The sequence below is a fragment of the Stutzerimonas sp. FeSN7 genome (assembly GCF_030263795.1).
Classification (GTDB): domain Bacteria; phylum Pseudomonadota; class Gammaproteobacteria; order Pseudomonadales; family Pseudomonadaceae; genus Stutzerimonas; species Stutzerimonas stutzeri.
Window position 1 is genome coordinate 1,832,735 of record NZ_JARPMN010000001.1, and the last position, 17,319, is coordinate 1,850,053.

The 17,319-nt window shown below is 64.9% G+C and carries 14 protein-coding genes; 8 read left to right on the forward strand and 6 right to left on the reverse strand.

The genetic code is table 11. The annotated features are described in order from the left end of the window. The first annotated feature begins 50 nt into the window (after positions 1–50). The 4 genes from P5703_RS08595 to P5703_RS08610 all read left to right on the forward strand — a co-directional run bounded on the left by P5703_RS08595 (position 51) and on the right by P5703_RS08610 (position 5,068). Positions 51–488 (forward strand): cupredoxin domain-containing protein, encoded by a 438-nt coding sequence (locus P5703_RS08595; RefSeq protein ID WP_026006449.1) that lies wholly within the window; start codon positions 51–53, stop codon positions 486–488. A gap of 27 nt (positions 489–515) precedes the next feature. Further along, positions 516–1,778 (forward strand): sensor histidine kinase, encoded by a 1,263-nt coding sequence (locus P5703_RS08600; RefSeq protein WP_234493120.1) that lies wholly within the window; start codon positions 516–518, stop codon positions 1,776–1,778. Then, complete coding sequence (locus P5703_RS08605) at positions 1,778–2,437, forward strand: response regulator (RefSeq protein WP_125919354.1); 660 nt, start codon at positions 1,778–1,780, stop codon at positions 2,435–2,437. The genes P5703_RS08600 and P5703_RS08605 overlap by 1 nt, the downstream gene beginning before the upstream one ends. Before the next feature lie 327 nt (positions 2,438–2,764). Continuing rightward, positions 2,765–5,068 carry a TonB-dependent receptor gene (locus P5703_RS08610; RefSeq protein ID WP_254162905.1) on the forward strand — a complete coding sequence of 768 codons (2,304 nt, stop codon included), beginning with the start codon at positions 2,765–2,767 and terminating at the stop codon, positions 5,066–5,068. Positions 5,069–5,168: 100 nt separating this feature from the next. On the opposite strand, the gene P5703_RS08615 is transcribed toward P5703_RS08610, so the two are convergent. The 4 genes from P5703_RS08615 to exaA all read right to left on the reverse strand — a co-directional run bounded on the left by P5703_RS08615 (position 5,169) and on the right by exaA (position 10,495). Continuing rightward, positions 5,169–6,272 carry a DUF2703 domain-containing protein gene (locus P5703_RS08615; protein WP_240787220.1) on the reverse strand — a complete coding sequence of 368 codons (1,104 nt, stop codon included), beginning with the start codon at positions 6,270–6,272 and terminating at the stop codon, positions 5,169–5,171. Between the two features lie 88 nt (positions 6,273–6,360). Further along, the gene (locus P5703_RS08620; RefSeq protein ID WP_111481960.1) at positions 6,361–7,677 is read right to left on the reverse strand and encodes a methyl-accepting chemotaxis protein; all 1,317 of its coding nucleotides are present in this window, start codon (positions 7,675–7,677) and stop codon (positions 6,361–6,363) included. A gap of 135 nt (positions 7,678–7,812) precedes the next feature. Further along, positions 7,813–8,466, reverse strand: a complete 654-nt coding sequence (locus P5703_RS08625) for a pentapeptide repeat-containing protein (protein ID WP_111481961.1) — start codon at positions 8,464–8,466, stop codon at positions 7,813–7,815. Between the two features lie 157 nt (positions 8,467–8,623). Beyond that, positions 8,624–10,495, reverse strand: a complete 1,872-nt coding sequence (gene exaA, locus P5703_RS08630) for a quinoprotein ethanol dehydrogenase (RefSeq protein WP_111481962.1) — start codon at positions 10,493–10,495, stop codon at positions 8,624–8,626. Positions 10,496–10,805: 310 nt separating this feature from the next. Between exaA and pedF the strand changes: the two genes are divergently transcribed. Both pedF and P5703_RS08640 read left to right on the forward strand, forming a co-directional pair. Beyond that, positions 10,806–11,243 (forward strand): cytochrome c-550 PedF, encoded by a 438-nt coding sequence (gene pedF, locus P5703_RS08635; protein ID WP_011913396.1) that lies wholly within the window; start codon positions 10,806–10,808, stop codon positions 11,241–11,243. Then, on the forward strand, positions 11,243–11,920 hold the full coding sequence (locus P5703_RS08640; RefSeq protein WP_279641391.1) for a transporter substrate-binding domain-containing protein: 678 nt from the start codon (positions 11,243–11,245) through the stop codon (positions 11,918–11,920). Before pedF ends, P5703_RS08640 begins: the two co-directional genes overlap by 1 nt. Positions 11,921–11,926: 6 nt before the next feature. On the opposite strand, the gene P5703_RS08645 is transcribed toward P5703_RS08640, so the two are convergent. Further along, on the reverse strand, positions 11,927–13,165 hold the full coding sequence (locus P5703_RS08645) for a substrate-binding protein (RefSeq protein ID WP_279641392.1): 1,239 nt from the start codon (positions 13,163–13,165) through the stop codon (positions 11,927–11,929). A 279-nt stretch (positions 13,166–13,444) separates the two neighbouring features. Between P5703_RS08645 and P5703_RS08650 the strand changes: the two genes are divergently transcribed. After that, a complete protein-coding gene (locus P5703_RS08650; protein WP_013982914.1) occupies positions 13,445–15,220 on the forward strand; it encodes a PQQ-dependent methanol/ethanol family dehydrogenase in 1,776 nt (591 codons plus the stop codon). Positions 15,221–15,321: 101 nt separating this feature from the next. Here the strand turns inward: P5703_RS08650 and P5703_RS08655 are convergent, their stop codons facing one another. After that, on the reverse strand, positions 15,322–16,191 hold the full coding sequence (locus tag P5703_RS08655; RefSeq protein ID WP_279641524.1) for a helix-turn-helix domain-containing protein: 870 nt from the start codon (positions 16,189–16,191) through the stop codon (positions 15,322–15,324). A 331-nt stretch (positions 16,192–16,522) separates the two neighbouring features. Here P5703_RS08655 and P5703_RS08660 point away from each other — a divergent pair, with 331 nt between their 5' ends. Continuing rightward, complete coding sequence (locus tag P5703_RS08660) at positions 16,523–17,287, forward strand: SDR family NAD(P)-dependent oxidoreductase (RefSeq protein ID WP_011913389.1); 765 nt, start codon at positions 16,523–16,525, stop codon at positions 17,285–17,287. Positions 17,288–17,319: the final 32 nt, after the last annotated feature.

Sequence of the window (17,319 nt, forward strand, 5' to 3'; positions counted from 1 at the left end):
GAGCGCGGCGCCTTAGGATGGGCACCGACAACAATAAAGAGGCCAGTGCCATGCCCACCTACAAAGCTCTGCTGCTCAACGTTCTGTTCATCGGCAGCCTGATCGGCTTCGATTGCAGCCACGCCGCCGGCGATCTCACACGCCGCACCCAGGCTCTGCCGGACCTGCGTTTCGGTTCAGAGGAAAGCGACTACGCCGTCTCGCAGAAGGAATACCAGCTGGAGACCGGTGTCGCTTACCAGCTCAAGGTCAGCTCCGATGGCCAGAAGGAATGCGCGTTCCAGGCTCCGGAGTTCGCCAAGTCGATCTTCTTGCGCAAGGTCGAGGCCGGCGGTGTGGAGATCAAGGCCATCACCCTGGTCGAGCTGGAGTTCGAGGATGCCGGCGAAGCCGAGATTTTCTTCCTGCCTGTCAAGCCTGGCAGCTACCCGTTCTACTGCAAGGGGCTCGAGGGCAAGGGCATGGAAGGCCGCTTCGTGGTCAAGTGAGGCGACACGCGTCCGGAGGTAGCCGATATGTCCGCGCTCTGGCGACTGAACCTGCTGGTGGCACTGTTCTTCGCCCTCGTGGCGATGGTCTGCCTGGCTGTGCTGCTGCGCCAGGCGAGCCACGACGTGCAGCGCGAACTGGATGCCGCGGCGGCCGTGGTTGCCTACCTCGGCGAGATGGCCGAGCGCGATCCCGCCACCTTGCGCCCCGAACTTACCGATAGCCTGCGGCACGTGCGGGTGCGCTGGCTGTCGCCCGGGCAGCCAGCGACAGACGGCGGCGATACGCTGCTTACCGACTGGCTCGGCACGTGGCTGTACCCGGCAGAGCTGGCCGCTCCCAGTGAGCTGCAGCTTCCCGGGGGCGAGCGCCTGCAGATCAGCGTCGATCCGAGCGACGAGGTCGAGGAAGTCAGGGATTCGCTGCTGCAGCTGCTGGCTCTTTTCGGAGTGGCCCTGCTGCTTTGCCTGTTGGCGATCCGTTGGGCGGTGCGCCCCGGCATGCGCGTGTTGGCAGAGCTGTTCGGCGCATTGGTGCGTATCGCCGACGGGCGGCTCGATACCCGGCTGCCGCCCCATCGCTTCGCCGAGGCGCGCGAACTCGCCGAGCGCTTCAATCACATGGCTGCCGCGCTGGAAGACACGCGAGCGGATAACGACCGGCTGACACAGGCGCTGCTCGCGCTGCAGGAACGCGAGCGCACCCGTCTGGCGCAGGCCCTGCATGACGACCTGGGACAGTACCTGGCAGGCATCCGCGCCCGGGCCTGCCTGTTGCGGGTCCAGGCGGAGCAGCCGGATGCCGTGCGTGAAACCGCGGCCCATCTCGAACAGCACAGCCTGGATCTGCAGAACGGTTTCCGCACCCTGGTGCGCGACCTCTACCCGGTGATGCTCGATCACCTCGAACTGGCCGATGCCATCGGCCAGCTTGCCGAGCAGTGGCAGAGCACCCAGGGGATCGAGTGCGAACTGCAGTTGCAGGGAGCACTGCCACCGCTGTCGATGGAGGCCAAGTTGCACCTGTACCGCATGGTGCAGGAGGCACTGACCAATGTGGCGCGCCATGCGCGTGCGACCCGCGTGCGACTGCAGCTACGGGCCGATCGCAACGGGGTGCGGCTGTTGCTGCGCGACGATGGCCATGGCTTGCCGCCTGAGCGGCTCGGGGTCGGTCTGCGTTCGATGGTGGAACACGCCCGCTGTCTCGGCGCGCGGCTGCGCATGCGCCATCGCCCGGGGCACGGCTGGGCGCTTTATCTGAATCTGCCTGTGGAAGGAGCGACGTGATGAAAATACTGCTGGTGGATGACCATGCGGTGGTGCGTCAGGGCTATGCCAGCCTGCTCAAGGCCCTGTTGCCCGAGGTGAGTGTCAGCGAAGCCGAAAGCGGCGAGCAGGCGCTGCAGCAGGTGCAGGAAAGCATTCCGAATCTGGTCGTACTCGATCTCGGCCTGCCGGGCATCAGTGGCCTGGAGACCTGCCGGCGCCTGCGCCAGCGATTGCCGCTGTTGCCGGTGCTGGTGTTCAGCATGCACGACGAGCTGGCGCTGGTGCGTCAGGCGCTGGACGCCGGCGCTTCGGGTTACCTGACCAAGCGTTGCGCGCCGGACGTGCTGGTCGAGGCGGTACGCAAGGTGCTCGCCGGGCAGACCTTCATCGAGCAGCCGCTGGCGACCGATCTGGCTTGTCAGCGGCCGTCGCGCTCCCCCGTCAAAGGACGGCTGACAGATATGACGCCGCGTGAAATGGAGATCTTCATCATGCTCGCCCGGGGCATCGGCAATCGCGAGATCGCCGAACGGCTGTGCATCAGCAGCAAGACCGTCTCCAATCACCTGGCGCTGCTCAAGAGCAAGCTCGAAGTCAGCTCCCAGGCTGAGCTGGTGCACCTGGCGATTGACCAGGGCCTGTTGCGCGTCGGCGACCACATGCTCTGCGAGGCCTGACGGCAGCACGGTACGGTCGCATTCATTTTTGCCGCGGTTCTTGCCGCGGCGACCTTCCTCTGGCAGCGCTTCGCTGCCGCTTCCCCGTCTTTCCACGGTCCGTACGGACGGGCGGCGCCTGCGCGCGCTGGAAGTCGTCGGCCGTTCTAGTCCACAGGACGTAGTACCAAGCGCCTGGCAATCGGGAAGATTTCCCGCCAGGGCCGGGAAATCTTCCCTGTCGGCGCAGCGGGGCACCTTTCGATAATCGCGCCTGGCCGCTTGCCATCATGCAGCGGCCCGGGCGGCTTGTCCGCCGCGCACCGCCAACAAGAACAAGGAACAACCATGTCGTATCTCTGCCGCAGCGCAATCCCCCGGCGCACGTTGCTGTCCCTTGCCATCGCCATCGCCAGCGTCCTGCCTGGCCTGGCGCATGCCGACGAAGCGTTCGATCTTGGTCGCGATGACGTGGTTGCCACGACTCCGTTGCCGGGCATCGATCTGCCCAGGGACCAGGTGCCGGCCAATATCCGGACACTGGATGACGAACAGCTGCGCAAGCTGGGCGGCCAGTCGCTCGCCGAGAAGCTGCAACGTGGCCTGCCCAGCGTCAACGTCAACGAAATCCAGGGCAATCCTTACCAGGCCGATCTCAACTACCGCGGCTTCACCGCCTCGCCGCTGCTCGGCACGCCGCAGGGGTTGTCCGTGTTTCTCGATGGTGTGCGGGTCAACGAAGCCTTTGGTGATGTGGTGCACTGGGACCTGATTCCCAGCACCGCCATCGCCGACATGCTGTTGGTCCCGGGCTCCAATCCGCTGTACGGCCTGAATACCCTGGGTGGTGCGCTGGCGCTGCAGACCAAGCGTGGCGATACGCATCCCGGTGGCTCGGCGGAACTCTATGGGGGTTCGTTCGGGCGCAAGGGCGGCGCATTGGAGCATGGCGGCAAGCATGAAGAGCTGTCCTGGTACCTGGCCGCGGAGGGCATGGAAGAGGACGGCTGGCGCGATCATTCGCCATCGGACGTGCGTCAGCTGTTCGGCAAGTTCGCCTGGACCACCGACACCACCGATGTGGCGCTGACCCTGGCTCATGCCGACAACGATCTGATCGGCAACGGCCTGATCCCTGAGAGCATGCACCACCGGAGCCGCCAAGCCATCTTCACCCATCCGGACCAGACCGAAAATCGCAGCCACCTGATGGCGCTCTCGGCCAGCCACTGGCTGAGCGACAGCGATCGATTCTCCGGCACCGTCTATTTGCGTCGTACCCGCACCGCAACGCTCAACGGCGACGGCAACGACGAATACGAGGATGAATATGAGCAATGGGAGGACGACGGCTTTGTGGGCGAGGCGCCAGAGAGCGGTGTGCTGAACCGCACTCGCACCGCTCAGCGTGCGTTCGGCCTGGCCTTGCAATGGACGCATTACGTCGGCGCTCACCAGTTCGCCGTGGGCCTTACCCACGACAACACGCGCGCCAGCTTCCATCAGAGCGAGCAGGGCGGTGAGCTGACCGATTCACGCGGCATCAGCGCCACAGAAGAGGAGGAACAGGCCAACAGCTTGCTGGGTCGCACCCGCACTTCCAGCCTCTACGCGACCGACACCTGGTCACTGACGGATGACCTGCAGCTCACCGGCTCGCTGCGCTACAACCGTACCCGGGTGGTCAATGCCGATCGAATGGGGGACGCGCTCGATGGTGACTTCACCTATCGCAAACTGAACCCGGCGCTCGGCTTCGCCTGGCAACTGCAGCCGGCTGTGACCCTGTATGGCGGCTTCACCCAGGGCAACCGCGCGCCGACCCCCATCGAACTCGGCTGCGCCGACCCGGACAACCCCTGCAGCCTGCCCAACGCCATGGCCGCCGATCCCTTCCTGAAGCAGGTGGTGACACGCACCCTCGAAGTCGGTGTGCGCGGCGAGCTGGCTGGCGGAACGCGCTGGAACGCCACGGCCTTCCGCAGCATGAACCATGACGACCTGCTGTTCGTCGGCACCGGTGGCAGCATGGGATACTTCACCAACTTCGGGCGCACCCGCCGACAGGGCATCGAGCTGGGCCTGGCCGGCCAGCAAGGGCCGATCGACTGGCGACTGGATTACACCTATCTGCACGCCACCTTCCGCTCTGCGGCGTGCTTGCTTGCCGAGAACAACAGCACCGCGGGCGAGGGCGGCTGTCCGGACGACGAAATCCGCGTATCCAGCGGCGATTATCTGCCGGGTCTGCCGAAGCACCACCTCAAGCTGGGCCTGGGCTGGAATATCGATGAAAGGCTGCGCCTCGGCACCAGCGTGCTGGCGTACTCGTCGCAGTACGTACGTGGCAACGAGAACAACCGGCATCGGGCCAACGACGAGTTCGAGGGACGTGGCAGGCTTCCTGGCTATGCCGTGGTCAATCTCACTGCCGATTACCGGCTCGCACGTGACTGGACGCTGTTCGGCCGGGTCGACAACCTCTTCGACCAGCGCTACGCCACCGGCGGAGCGCTGGCAGAGAACCCGTTCGTGGGGGCCGGCAATGCCATCGAAAGTGACCCGGACGAATGGCGGCACGAACAGTTCATTGCCCCTGGTGCTCCGCGTGCCGGTTGGCTGGGCGTGCGTTACCGCTGGGATGCGCTCTGAGCGATCCGGACGCGCAGTCGCCTGCCGAGCGCCGCGCTGGGCAGGCCCACGAAGCGCTCATGGGCGATTGCTACGGCGGGCGTGCGCGCTTCGGAGGGCTTCAGGCGCAGCAGCCGTCATCGGGTAGCGAAGGTGCGACGGGCGCTTCGACGGGGTGGCCGAGCAAGCGTTGCGCCGCGAGCAGTCCCGCCTGCACGATCAGCGCGGCCGGGACCGCCTCATAACGTGTTTCGTTCAACTCAAGGGTCCGGCAGTTGGCCTCGCCGCACGCCGAACAGCATTTGCTCTGCCCGTGAGCTGCGCCCAGCCACTGCTCCAGCGGTACACCGGCGATCCAGATGCGATTCGATTCCAGCGGCGTCTGCGAGAAATCAGCCGGGGTGAGGGCGCAGGCCTCGACCCCCACCCTGACGCCGAACCGGCGCAACGCCTGCTGCAACCGACGGCTCGCCTGGCGTACCGCCTGCTCGGTGGCGCCACAGCGATCGCAGGTCTGGCCGCTGTCATTGACCAGGCGTTGCCAGCGAATCACCAGCGGGTCCAGCGTGGCGTCGGCGGTTGCGTTCTGTGCGCGCTGCGCGGCCATCAGCAGCTCCTGCTGGTGTTCTGCCGGCAAGGCGAGGAATACCTGCAGCGCGGCGTAGGCATCATTGGCCGCATAGGCTTGCTGCGCTTCGGTCAGTAGCGGATTGGCCCAGTTCGAGGTGGCCAGGCGGCGGGACTTGTCGATCTGCCTGCCCAGCACCGCAGCGACAGCGCCACGCAGGCCGACCTGGCCCTTCTTGCCCTGATAACGCAACAGCGAACCGAGATCGAGCAGGCTGTAAGCATGAATGCCCAGCCGTTGGTGCAGCCGTGAGCGGTCGGATTTCAGCCCGAACCCGATCTTCACCACCTGTGTCGCCTGCAGCACGGTGCGGGCCGCCTCGATGCAGCCGGGTAGTCCGACTCGCAGCAGGTAGGCTTTCGCCGGCGTGGCGAACTGGATGAGGTGCGGTCCGCTGGAAACTTCGCCGACCCTGAAGGTCGGCTTGGATTCGGTGTCGAAACCGATGCAGGGGCAGGCGAGAAGCTCCTGCGCAGCCGCGGAGAAGGCCTCGGCGCTCGCAGGCATGACGATGGCCTGATTCGGCAATCCCTGGAAGGCCGGCAGCCGCTCGACGTCCGACTGCACCGCGATGTGGATGATGGGCCTCTGGCTCAAGCGCTGATCCTCCGCCGGGTACATGCATCGCCCGATTGCGCTCGGGCCTGCCGGCAAGTGTAGGCGCTGGGCCGAGCGCAGCCCGTCATCAGTTCTTCAGCTGACTGGCGAACTGGCCGACCGCACTGACCACTCGCTGAGCGCCGTCCTGGATCTCGACGATGACCGCGCCGGCCTGGTTGGCGAATTCCAGGCCCTGTTCGGCCTGGTCTCGGCTGCTGGACATGCTGTGCACGGCAGCCTGGGCGAGGTCCTGGTTCTTCTGCACCACCCCGACGATTTCCTCGGCTGCCTTGCTGGTGCGCGCGGCCAGCTGACGCACCTCGTCGGCTACTACGGCGAAGCCGCGGCCCTGATCGCCGGCGCGAGCAGCTTCGATGGCGGCGTTGAGCGCCAGCAGGTTGGTCTGATCGGCGATCCCGCTGATGGTCTTGAGAATGGCACTGATCAGCTGCGACTGCTTGTCCAGCGCCTCGATGCCATCGGAAGCCTCTTGCATCTGCTGGGCAATGCGATGCATCACATCGACGGTCTGCTGGACCACCTGGGCGCCGCGCTGGGCACTGAGATCGGTGTGGTGCGAGGTGTCATAGGCGATGGTCGCGGCCTCGGCGACGGCCAGCTCGCGGTTGACCTGATCGGTGATCACGGTGGCGAACTTGATGACCTTGTAGAGCTTGCCGTAAGCATCGTGCACCGGGTTGTAGGAAGCCTCCAGCCAGACCGTCCGGCCATGGGCATCGATGCGCTTGAAGCGGTCCGCAATGTACTCGCCGCGGTTCAGGCTGGCCCAAAAATCCCGATAGGCAGCGGATTCGGCCTCTTCGCGTTCGCAGAACATGCGGTGGTGCTTGCCCTTGATCTGCTCGAGGCGATAGCCCATGCCGTCGAGGAAGCGCTGGTTGGCCGTGATGACATGCCCGCCCAGGTCGAATTCGATGACGGCGGTGGAGCGCAGCAGTGCATTGATCACGCTCTCGTGCTCGCGTGACGTCTCGATGGTGCGGGTCAGGTTGGTGGCGCACAGGGTGAAGTGGTGCAGCGTGCCATCGGAGCCCTTGATCGGTTGCCAGATGGAGCGCAGCCAGGCTTCCTGGCCATCGGCACGCACCAGGCGGTACGCCCCGCTGACATGCTCGGCACGCTGCATGGCGGTCTTGAGCCGTGAGTAGTTCGGTTCGCTACGAAACTGCTGGCTGAAGAAGCCATCGAGCGGACGGCCCATAAGGTCCTCGCGGCGATAGCCCATTTCGCTGATGAACAGCTCGTTGGCGTGCTGGATGCGTCCTTGCGGGTCCAATTCGAGGACCATCATTTCCCTGTACAACGAGTTCTTGATCTGCTGGTTGATTGCCGCGTCCTCGCGCAACTCAGCCAGTTCCCGTTTTAGGTTTTTGTTGAACATCTGTTTGGCATCCAGTGGAGGGCAAGACCGCCCAGTCACTGCATCGGCGCCGTTCTAGTTTTCCTGAGGCGCAGTGGCCACCCTTCGTTCTATCCCTCCGATTGAGCCCCTCAATCGAACGGGCACGGCGGTGCATCACTTTTCCCAGTCATGCGGGCAGTCCTTGCAGCCTTCCATATTGGTGCCCTGAAAGGTTGCGTAATGGCGGCGAGCACCGGTCAGTACAGCATCCGCCAGGTTGGCATCGTTGAGCTTGGCTTCCTGCAGATTGGCGTCGGTGAGGTCCGCCCCCATGAGGTCGGCCTTGCTCAGCCAGGTCATCTCCAGGTCGGCAGCGCGCAGGGTGCTACCATGCAGCTTCGCGCCGCTCATGCGCGCGAACTCCAGGTAGGCGCCGGTGAGGTCGGCCCCCTTGAACTGCGTGGCCTGGGCGAACAAGCCCCAGCCCTGGATGGCGATCAGCCTGGCCTCGGTGAAATTGGCCAGGCGCAGGTTGGCCTGTTGCAGGCTGGCGCGATTAAGCGTGGCGCCGGTGAGGTCGGCTTTTTCCAGATTGGCCAGGTCGAGGTTGGCGTGGCGCAGGTTGGCGCCGGAGAGGTTGGCGCCAGCGAGGTTGATCCGGCGCAGGTCCTGATTGCTGAGGTCGGCGCCGCGCAGGTCGGCGTTGGCGCATTGGCTGTCGGGCTGTAGCACGCAGCCGTTGACGGTCAAGGGGCCGTCATCCGCAGCGAAGACCGCAGCGCTGCTGAACAGCGCCAGTGGCAGAAGCAAACGGCAAGGGGCGTTCATGGGCGTCACCTGAGGCAGGAAATGAAAAGCGGTCGCGTGGCGTTTCTGGCCTGTCGGCGAGAGCGCCAACCCGGAGCCGGCGAGGCCAGGCATGCCGCGCGAACCGCTGTACCTTGAGGGCTTGAGGACGTGCCCGCGTGGGCGGGCACGGCTCGACTCATCGCTTGGCGGTCTTCTTCTCCCATTCCGGCAGTTTGAATACCCAGAACGAACCACCCTGAGCGACCGGCTTGGTCAGTACGGCCATGTCGCCGCCCCACAGCGGCACGGCACCGCCGTAACCGACCGTCACGCCGATGTACTGCTCGCCGTCCTGTTCCCAGGTGATCGGCGGGGAAATCACGCCGCTGCCGGTCTGGAATTTCCACAGCTCGTCACCGGTCTTCGCGTTGAAGGCCTTGAAGTAGCCGTCGCTGGTGCCGGTGAAGACGAGATTGCCCTTGGTCGCCAGCACGCCGGCCCACAGCGGGAGTTTTTCCTTGTGTTCCCAGGCTACCTTGCCAGTGGTCGGGTCCATGGCGCGCAGGATGCCGACGTGGTCGTCGTACATGCGCTTGATGCGGAAGCCCTGGCCGAGATAGGCCGAGCCTTTCTTGTAGCTGACTTCCTCGGTCCAGTAGTCCTCCTTCCAGTGGTTGGCCGGTACGTAGAACAGGCCGGTGTCCTGGCTGTAGGCCATGGGGTTCCAGTTCTTGCCACCGAGGAAGGGTGGGGAGACTTCCACCGACTTGCCGTGCTTCTCGCCCGGCTCCGGTTTGGGTGGGCGCTGGCCTTCGTTCTCGACCGGTCGCCCGGTTTTCAGATCGATATGGCTGGCCCAGGTGATGCCGTCCACGAAGGGGAAGGCGTTTTGCAGCTTGCCGTCCTTGCGGTCCACCACATAGAAGAAGCCGTTGCGGTCGGCATGGGCGGTGGCCTTGACGATCTTGCCGGCCTTGTCCTTGTAGTCGAACAGCACCAGCTCGTTGTTGCCGGAGAAGTCCCAGGCATCGTTCGGGGTGTGCTGGTAGAACCACTTCACCTCGCCGGTGCTCGGATCGACGCCGACCTGCCCTGAGGTGTAGAGGCTGTCGTAGTCCTTCGGGTCGCCGCCATCGCTGGTGCGCTCCCAGCCGTTCCACGGGGCGGGGTTGCCGGCGCCGACGATGATGGTGTTGGTTTCCGGATCGAAGCTCGCACTCTGCCATGGCGCGCCGCCGCCCTGGCTCCAGGCTTCCTTCTTGCCGGTGGGGTGGTTGGGATCGTCCGGCCAGGACGGCGCCTTGATGTCGCCGGTGGGGGTGCTGTCCTTGCCATTGAGGCGGCCCATGTGGCCTTCGACGAACGGGCGCATCCAGATTTCCTCACCGGTATCCGGGTCGCGGGCGAACAGCTTGCCGACGATACCGAACTCGTCACCGGAGCTGCCGTGGATCAGCAGGACCTTGCCGGTCTTGCCGTCCTTTACCAGGGTCGGTGCGCCGGTCATCGTGTAACCGGCGCCATGGTCGCCGAACTTCTTGTTCCAGACGACCTTGCCGGTGTCCTTGTTCAGTGCCACGACACGGGCATCGAGGGTGCCGAAGTAGATCTTGTCGCCATAGATGGCGGCGCCGCGGTTGACCACGTCGCAGCACGGGCGGATGTCGTCGGGCAGGCGATGGGCATAGCTCCACAGGCGCTTTCCGGTCTTCGCATCGAGGGCGAACACCCGCGAATAGGAGCCGGTAACGTAGATCACGCCGTCGTGAACGATGGCCTGGGATTCCTGGCCGCGCTGTTTCTCGTCGCCGAAGGAGAACGACCAGGCCGGGGTCAGCTTGAACACATTGCTCTCGTTGACCTGCGCCAGAGGGCTCCAGCGCTGTGCATTGGTGCCCATGCCGTACTGCAGCACGTTGCTGGTGGTGACATGGTCATTGGCGATGTCTTCCCAGCTGACCGGTTTGGCGTGCACGGCGCCCGCCATGGCAAGGCTGCCGGCCAGAGCCAGGCATTGCACAGCGAGGGCGAGCGGACGGGGTGTGCCGGGGTGCGATCTTGTTGTCATGGTTGCGATTCCCTTGGTCGATTCGAACGAGGCCGCCACATCCGGCTGGCCAGGCGATTCGATTATTGGAAGCGCGGCGCGCGCACCGACACGGAAAAGCTCCCGCCAACACCGGGATTCCTTCCCGGTCGCCGATGATTTGGCCTTGCTACCGGTGGGGTGCCGAAGGTGGTAGCAAAACCCAGTACCAAGGGAGGAGATGCAGGCATCCAAAGCAGGATTCTGCCGATCCGTCCGCGCGGCCAACATGACCACCATGCGCTCCGATTGGGGCTGCCTTGCACAGGTTCTCGAATAGAGGGTGGTAGTCATGAACAACAAGATCATTTTGCGCGCACTGCTGGCAGCGGGTGTCCTCGGGGTTTCCGGACTGGTATTCGCCCATGGCGACGTGACGCCACAGGCGGTCAACACCAAAGGCCTGCCGGCGCTGGGTGAGGAGTGGCTGGACGAGAACCCCTATCGCGCGCCGAGCGAGCATCACGACCTCGCCGTGCAGATCGGCTCCTCCGCCTACAACCAGAACTGCGCCCGTTGCCATGGCCTGGAAGCCATTTCCGGCGGTATCGCTCCGGACCTGCGCGAGCTGGAAGCCAGCTACGACGGCGACGAGTGGTACAAGGAGCGCGTGATCAACGGCGCCGTGCGTGACGGTGCGGTGTACATGCCGCGCATGGCCGACACCCTCAGTCAGGAAGCGCTGTGGGCGATCCGTACCTATATCGAAAGCGAAGCGGCCAAGCAGTGATGACCGGCGCGCGGCTGTTCCTCGCGCTGTGGCTGACGCTGTGCTGCGCGCTGGCGCAGGCGGACGTGGTCAGGGTGCGCGCCTTCGATGACATCATCGAGTCGGGCGTGCTCAAGGTGGCGATGTACGAGAACTTCCCCCCGTACAGCTACCAGCAGGACGGCCAGCCGCGCGGCGTCGACTTCGAGCTCGCGCAGAAGCTTGCCGAAGGCCTGGGCCTCAAGCTCGAAGTGCTGTGGGTGACGCCGGACGAAACGCTGGACGATGACCTGCGCAACTTCATCTGGAAGGGGCACTACCTGCGCCGCGACGTGCTATTCGCCGGTGACATCCTGTTCTACCAGCGTGCGTTGACGACGCCAAACAGTCCGGGGCTGGATGTCTGGCTGGCTGATCTGGATACCCTCCAGGGCTTGCCCTGGAAGCGCCTGGTGGCCGGGCACGGCCCGGTGGCGGACGATGCCGCGCCATTCGCCCAGATGCGCGACTATCTCGGCTGGCTCGATGGCCTGCTGCGTGATTCCGCCGCCAGCGGGGCGGACATGAACGAGGTGATCCAGAGTCCGATACCGGAGCGTTTCGCCGGCATCAGCCTGACGCGCTACGAACTGATCCGCAGCGTCAGCCACCTCTATCCGCGCTACGAGGCCGACGCGCTCGAACGCGTCGACCAGTGAGGGGTTTCACTGCAGCTGTAGCTGATCGCCGCGTTCCTGTTGCCAGTCATCCAGGCTTGGCGCAGCTTCTTCGCCATCCATGCGGTGGATGATGGTGAAGTAATCCTGCTTGAAACGATCCTGCATGATTTCGCTGCGGTTGCGGACCCGCACGGCGTAGATGCTCTGCACGTTCTGATGGTCGAAGTCGCGCCAGTACTGCTCGTCCTTGAGCAGGCGATAGCGATGGCCTTCCAGGGCCGCGATCACCGCTTCGCTGTCCAGGCTGCCGGCACGCTGTGCCGCGTCCGCCCACTGCCGGACGATCCCATAGGCCGAGGCGGCGGTGCTGCCAGGGTAGGCCTGGTGCTGGGCGATGAAACGGTCGACGAAGGTCTGCCCTTCGACACTGTCCGCCAGCTTGGGCACGCGCCAGGTCCAGGCCTCGGTTCCGATCACGTTCTCCATGACCAGCGGTCCGGCCTGCTCGACGATGCTCTGGGTCAGGTTGGGCACGATGATCTGCATGCGCTTGCCCAGTTCCAGCGTCTGTGCCAGGCGCATGGTCTGTACCAGGTCCTGACCGAGCAGCACGATCACCAGTACGTCGGCGTCGCTGGCGGCAGCCTTCTGCAGTGCTGCCAGGTAGTCACCACGGCGTGCGCCACGCTCGGCGATCTTCGAATAGCCGTGACGGGCACGGTCGCGGCTCTTGGTCGCCTCGCGCAGGGCCTGTTCCATGCTGCGGCCCCAGGCGTCGTCGAGGCTGATGTAGTAGTAACGCCGGTTGGGCATGTGCCAGCTGAGGTACTCGCCCAGCACCCGCGCGCTCATCCAGGCGCTGTTGGATTCGCGGAACAGATGGCGATGGCCGTCGCGGCCGGTGATCTCGTTGGCGTAGCCGAGGGTCGGGAAGTACAGCAGTCCCAGCTGGCGTGCCCGCTGCCCGGCGGCGAGGGCTTCCTCGCTGTTGGCGCCACCGAACACCATGACGGTGCCCTGGCTGGCAAAACGATCGATATTCGCCTCGGCCTTTTCCGCGCGTGCAGCCGAATTGAGGCTGACCAGCTGTAGCGGACGACCGAGCACACCGCCGCGCCCATTGATCTCGTCCACGGCGAGCAGGGCGCCGCGACTCAGTTCAAGTCCTTCGGACTTGTAGTTGCCGGTGCTGGGGTAATTGAGCCCCAGGCGGATCGGCTGGGCGGCATTGGCACTGGCGAGGGGCAGGAGGAGGAGGGTGAAGAGCAGGATCGGGTGAAACATGGCTCGTATCCTTCTGAGCGAGGGGACGTCCGTTTTAGGGGCTGGGCTGGCCGTGCGGAATAGTCTTTTCCGGCCGTTTGGTTGCGACTTCGGTGCCGCCGATGGCCCCTACCAGCCCCGGGAGGGCACGGTTTTCCTGGCCTGCAGCGGCGTATTGCTACCAAGGGAGGAGGAAAATCGGTACTGCGGGCAATTGTTGGCGAGGCGGGGCAAACCAAGAATCAGCAACAGACCGGGAAAATTTCCCGGCATAACAATGAACCCGCAGAGGTAGCCGCAATGAAGCACACCGGTCTTCGCAAGCCCTTCGCCGTGACGGCGCTATGCGCCGCGGTGGCGATGTCCAGCCTGCACGCCTGGGCCGTAACCGACCAGGAAATCCTCAACGACGCCAAGTCCACCGATCAGATCGTCACCAACGGCCTGGGCTTGCAGGGCCAGCGCTACAGCACCCTGGACGCGTTGAACACCAACAACATCAATCAGTTGCGACCGGTTTGGGGCTTCTCTCTGGGCGGTGAAAAGCAGCGCGGCCAGGAAGCACAGCCGCTGATCAAGGACGGCGTGATGTACATCACCGGCTCCTATTCGCGGGTGTATGCGCTCGATGCCCGCACCGGCAAGGAGCTGTGGCAGTACGATGCGCGCCTGCCGGACGGCATCATGCCGTGCTGTGACGTGATCAACCGCGGCGTGGCGCTGTACGACGATCTGGTGATCTTCGGCACCCTGGATGCCAAGCTGGTCGCACTGAACAAGGACACCGGCAAGGTGGTGTGGAAGAAGACCGTCGCCGACTACAAGGCCGGTTACTCGCTGACTGCCGCTCCGCTGGTGGTCAACGGCAAGCTCATCACCGGCGTTTCCGGTGGTGAATTCGGCGTGGTGGGCAAGATCGAGGCCTACAACGCGAAGAATGGCGAACTGCTGTGGACCCGTCCGACCGTGGAAGGTCACATGGGCTACGTGTGGAAGGATGGCAAGAAGGTCGAGGCCGGCATCTCCGGCGGCGAAGCGGGCAAGACCTGGCCCGGCGACCTGTGGAAGACCGGCGGCGCGGCGCCCTGGCTCGGCGGTTACTACGATCCGGACACCGACTCGCTGCTGTTCGGCACCGGCAACCCGGCGCCGTGGAACTCGCACCTGCGTCCCGGCGACAACCTGTATTCCTCCTCGCGCCTGGCGCTGGACCCGAACGACGGCTCGATCAAGTGGCACTTCCAGTCCACGCCGCATGACGGCTGGGACTTCGACGGCGTCAACGAGCTGATCTCCTTCGACTACCAGGAAGGCGGCAAGACCATCAAGGCTGCCGGTACCGCCGACCGCAACGGCTTCTTCTACGTGCTCGACCGCACCAACGGCAAGTTCATCCGCGGCTTCCCGTTCGTCGACAAGATCACCTGGGCCAAGGGCCTGGACAAGAACGGTCGGCCGATCTACGACGATGCCAACCGTCCGGGCAATCCGAACGAGGCCGACAAGGGCAAATCCGTGTTCGTCGCGCCGTCGTTCCTCGGTGGCAAGAACTGGATGCCCATGGCCTACAGCCAGGACACCGGGCTGTTCTACGTGCCGTCCAACGAGTGGGGCATGGACATCTGGAACGAGGGCGTCGCCTACAAGAAGGGCGCGGCCTACCTGGGTGCCGGCTTCACCATCAAGCCGCTCAACGAGGACTTCATCGGCGTGCTGCGCGCCATCGATCCGAAGACCGGCAAGGAAGTCTGGCGCTACAACAACTACGCGCCACTTTGGGGCGGCGTGCTGGCCACCAAGGGCAACCTGGTGTTCACCGGCAACCCGGAAGGCTACCTGATGGCGTTCGACGCCAAGACCGGCAAGAAAGTCTACGAGTTCAACACCGGTTCGGGCATCGTCGGTTCTCCGGTTACCTGGGAGATGGATGGCGAGCAGTACGTTTCCGTCCTGTCCGGCTGGGGTGGTGCGGTCCCTCTGTGGGGCGGTGAAGTCGCCAAGCGCATCAAGGAGTTCAACCAGGGCGGCATGGTCTGGACCTTCAAGCTGCCGAAGGACCTGGTCGCCAAGCGCTGATCGACGATCTGTAGGACGAGTCCGGCGAACGCCGGGCTCCGTGTGCGAAACCCCGGTCATCACGGCCGGGGTTTCGTGTTTCTGCGCCTGCGGAATTTCTTTCAGCCCTGGCGATAGGTGCTGGGGGTGACGCCCACCTCACGACGAAACACCTGGGAGAAATGGCTGGGGCTCGAGTAGCCCACCTCCAGCCCGATGTCGATGATGCTGCGCGGTGTTTCAAGCAGCAGCTGCCGCGCCCGCGCCATGCGCAGCCCGATGAAGTACTGCGACGGTGAAAGGCCGGTGGCCCGCTTGAACATCCGGCTGAAGTGGTACTCGCTCAGTTCGACGACCTGCGCCAGCGCCGCCAGGCTGAACTCCTCGGCCAGCCGTTCGTTCATCACCCCGATGACCTTGCGCAGCTTGTAGGCGGGCAGGGCATTGCTGCGGCGGACGCCGCCGTGCGGGTCGCGATAGTGGCGCAGCAGATGCACTGCCAGTGCCTGGGCCAGGCCGCGTACGTACAGCGGGCTGGCTTGGGGCCGGTCGAGCAGTTCGCGACGCAGCTGATCCATCAACCAACGCACCGTCTCGTCCCGTGCACCGGAAACGTCCAGCAAGGCAACGCCGGTGCTCTGCGGCCCCAGCATTTCACGTGCCGCCTGGTCGATGAGCGGCAGACCGAGATACAGGTGCATCACCTCGAAACGCTCGCCCTCCAGCGCTTGCCAGCGCATCTCGTAGGGCTCGTCCGTGTCGGTCAGGAAGAAGTCGCCCGCACGGACGTTCACCGTGCTCCACTGGCCGCCCGGTGTGCGCTCCTCGACCTGCGCTGCACCGGCCAGCACCAGGACCAGCAACGGCTCCACCACCGCCGGCACGCCGATCGGTACTTCGACCGAACGGTGGCTGAACAGCTGCAGCACGACGTCCTGCGTCGGCATTGGCAGCTCGGTCAGCCGCGTTTCGGCGGGCAGGTAACGGCCCATGGCCTGGGCCGGGGCACGGCCGGAAGCAGGCAAGGGCGGGCGTCGGTTGGCCGAGGCACGTGAAACTCCAGGACAAGACGGCAAGCGGCTAGGTCGTTAGCGTAGCGCAGCGGCGCCCGGTGCCGCGGATCGAACACCAAGCGAACCGCAGGGCGGACTTCAGCCCACCATTGTGCGGTCCTGCGGTCCGCAGATGTCTGGATCCGGCTTTTGCGCGCAAGAGTCCGACAGCCAGAGCAAGCCAGCGAAAGTTCGGGGCGCAACGATGAGCAAGACTGAACCTGTCGATAACCAGGGCGCCCATGGCGCCATATATACCGGAGGAATCAGCATGAGCGATTCGAAGCATAGCGTCATCGCGGAAGTTGCAGGCAAGGTCGCGCTGGTCACTGGCGCTGCCAGTGGTATCGGCAAGGCGATCGCCTTGCTGCTGCACGAGCGAGGTGCCAAGGTCATTGCCGAAGACATCGACCCAGCGGTCGAGGAACTCGCTCGACCGGGGCTGGTGCCGCTTCAGGCCGACATCACCGAAGACGGGGCCGCGGAGCGGGCGGTGGGTCTGGCGGTCGAGCGCTTCGGCCGACTCGACATCCTGGTCAACAATGCCGGCATCATCATCAACAAGCTGGTGGTGGACATGACCCGCGAGGACTGGGAGCGCATCCAGGCGGTCAATGCCACTGCGGCTTTCCTGCATTGCCGCGAAGCGGTCAAGGCAATGATGCCCAACCGCTCGGGGGCGATCGTCAATATCGCCTCCTATGCGTCGTACTTCGCCTTTCCGACCATCGCCGCCTATACGGCGTCGAAGGGTGCGCTGGCGCAGCTGACCCGCACGCTGGCACTGGAGGCGATCGAGCATGGCATTCGGGTAAACGCCATCGGCGTCGGCGATGTGGTGACCAACATCCTCAACGATGTGGTCGAGGACGGGCCGGGCTTTCTCGCCCAGCATGGCGAAGCCGCGCCCATCGGCCGCGCGGCGCAGCCGGAGGAGATTGCCGAGGTCGTTGCGTTCCTGGCCTCGGAGCGAGCCAGTTTCATGGTCGGCTCGGTGGTCATGGCCGATGGCGGCATGACGGTGACCGCCGGCTGAGGGCGCTTCGCGCGTGCCGCCAGGCTTGTCTC

Coding starts and splice junctions, on each gene's coding strand:
- P5703_RS08605 (WP_125919354.1), top strand. CDS start 1,778: ATGAAAATACTGCTGGTGGATGACCATGCGGTGGTGCGTCAGGGCTAT.
- P5703_RS08620 (WP_111481960.1), bottom strand. CDS start 7,677: ATGTTCAACAAAAACCTAAAACGGGAACTGGCTGAGTTGCGCGAGGAC.
- P5703_RS08655 (WP_279641524.1), bottom strand. CDS start 16,191: ATGGGCCGTTACCTGCCCGCCGAAACGCGGCTGACCGAGCTGCCAATG.
- P5703_RS08650 (WP_013982914.1), top strand. CDS start 13,445: ATGAAGCACACCGGTCTTCGCAAGCCCTTCGCCGTGACGGCGCTATGC.
- P5703_RS08600 (WP_234493120.1), top strand. CDS start 516: ATGTCCGCGCTCTGGCGACTGAACCTGCTGGTGGCACTGTTCTTCGCC.
- P5703_RS08645 (WP_279641392.1), bottom strand. CDS start 13,165: ATGTTTCACCCGATCCTGCTCTTCACCCTCCTCCTCCTGCCCCTCGCC.
- P5703_RS08610 (WP_254162905.1), top strand. CDS start 2,765: ATGTCGTATCTCTGCCGCAGCGCAATCCCCCGGCGCACGTTGCTGTCC.
- P5703_RS08640 (WP_279641391.1), top strand. CDS start 11,243: ATGACCGGCGCGCGGCTGTTCCTCGCGCTGTGGCTGACGCTGTGCTGC.
- P5703_RS08660 (WP_011913389.1), top strand. CDS start 16,523: ATGAGCGATTCGAAGCATAGCGTCATCGCGGAAGTTGCAGGCAAGGTC.
- P5703_RS08625 (WP_111481961.1), bottom strand. CDS start 8,466: ATGAACGCCCCTTGCCGTTTGCTTCTGCCACTGGCGCTGTTCAGCAGC.
- pedF (WP_011913396.1), top strand. CDS start 10,806: ATGAACAACAAGATCATTTTGCGCGCACTGCTGGCAGCGGGTGTCCTC.
- exaA (WP_111481962.1), bottom strand. CDS start 10,495: ATGACAACAAGATCGCACCCCGGCACACCCCGTCCGCTCGCCCTCGCT.
- P5703_RS08595 (WP_026006449.1), top strand. CDS start 51: ATGCCCACCTACAAAGCTCTGCTGCTCAACGTTCTGTTCATCGGCAGC.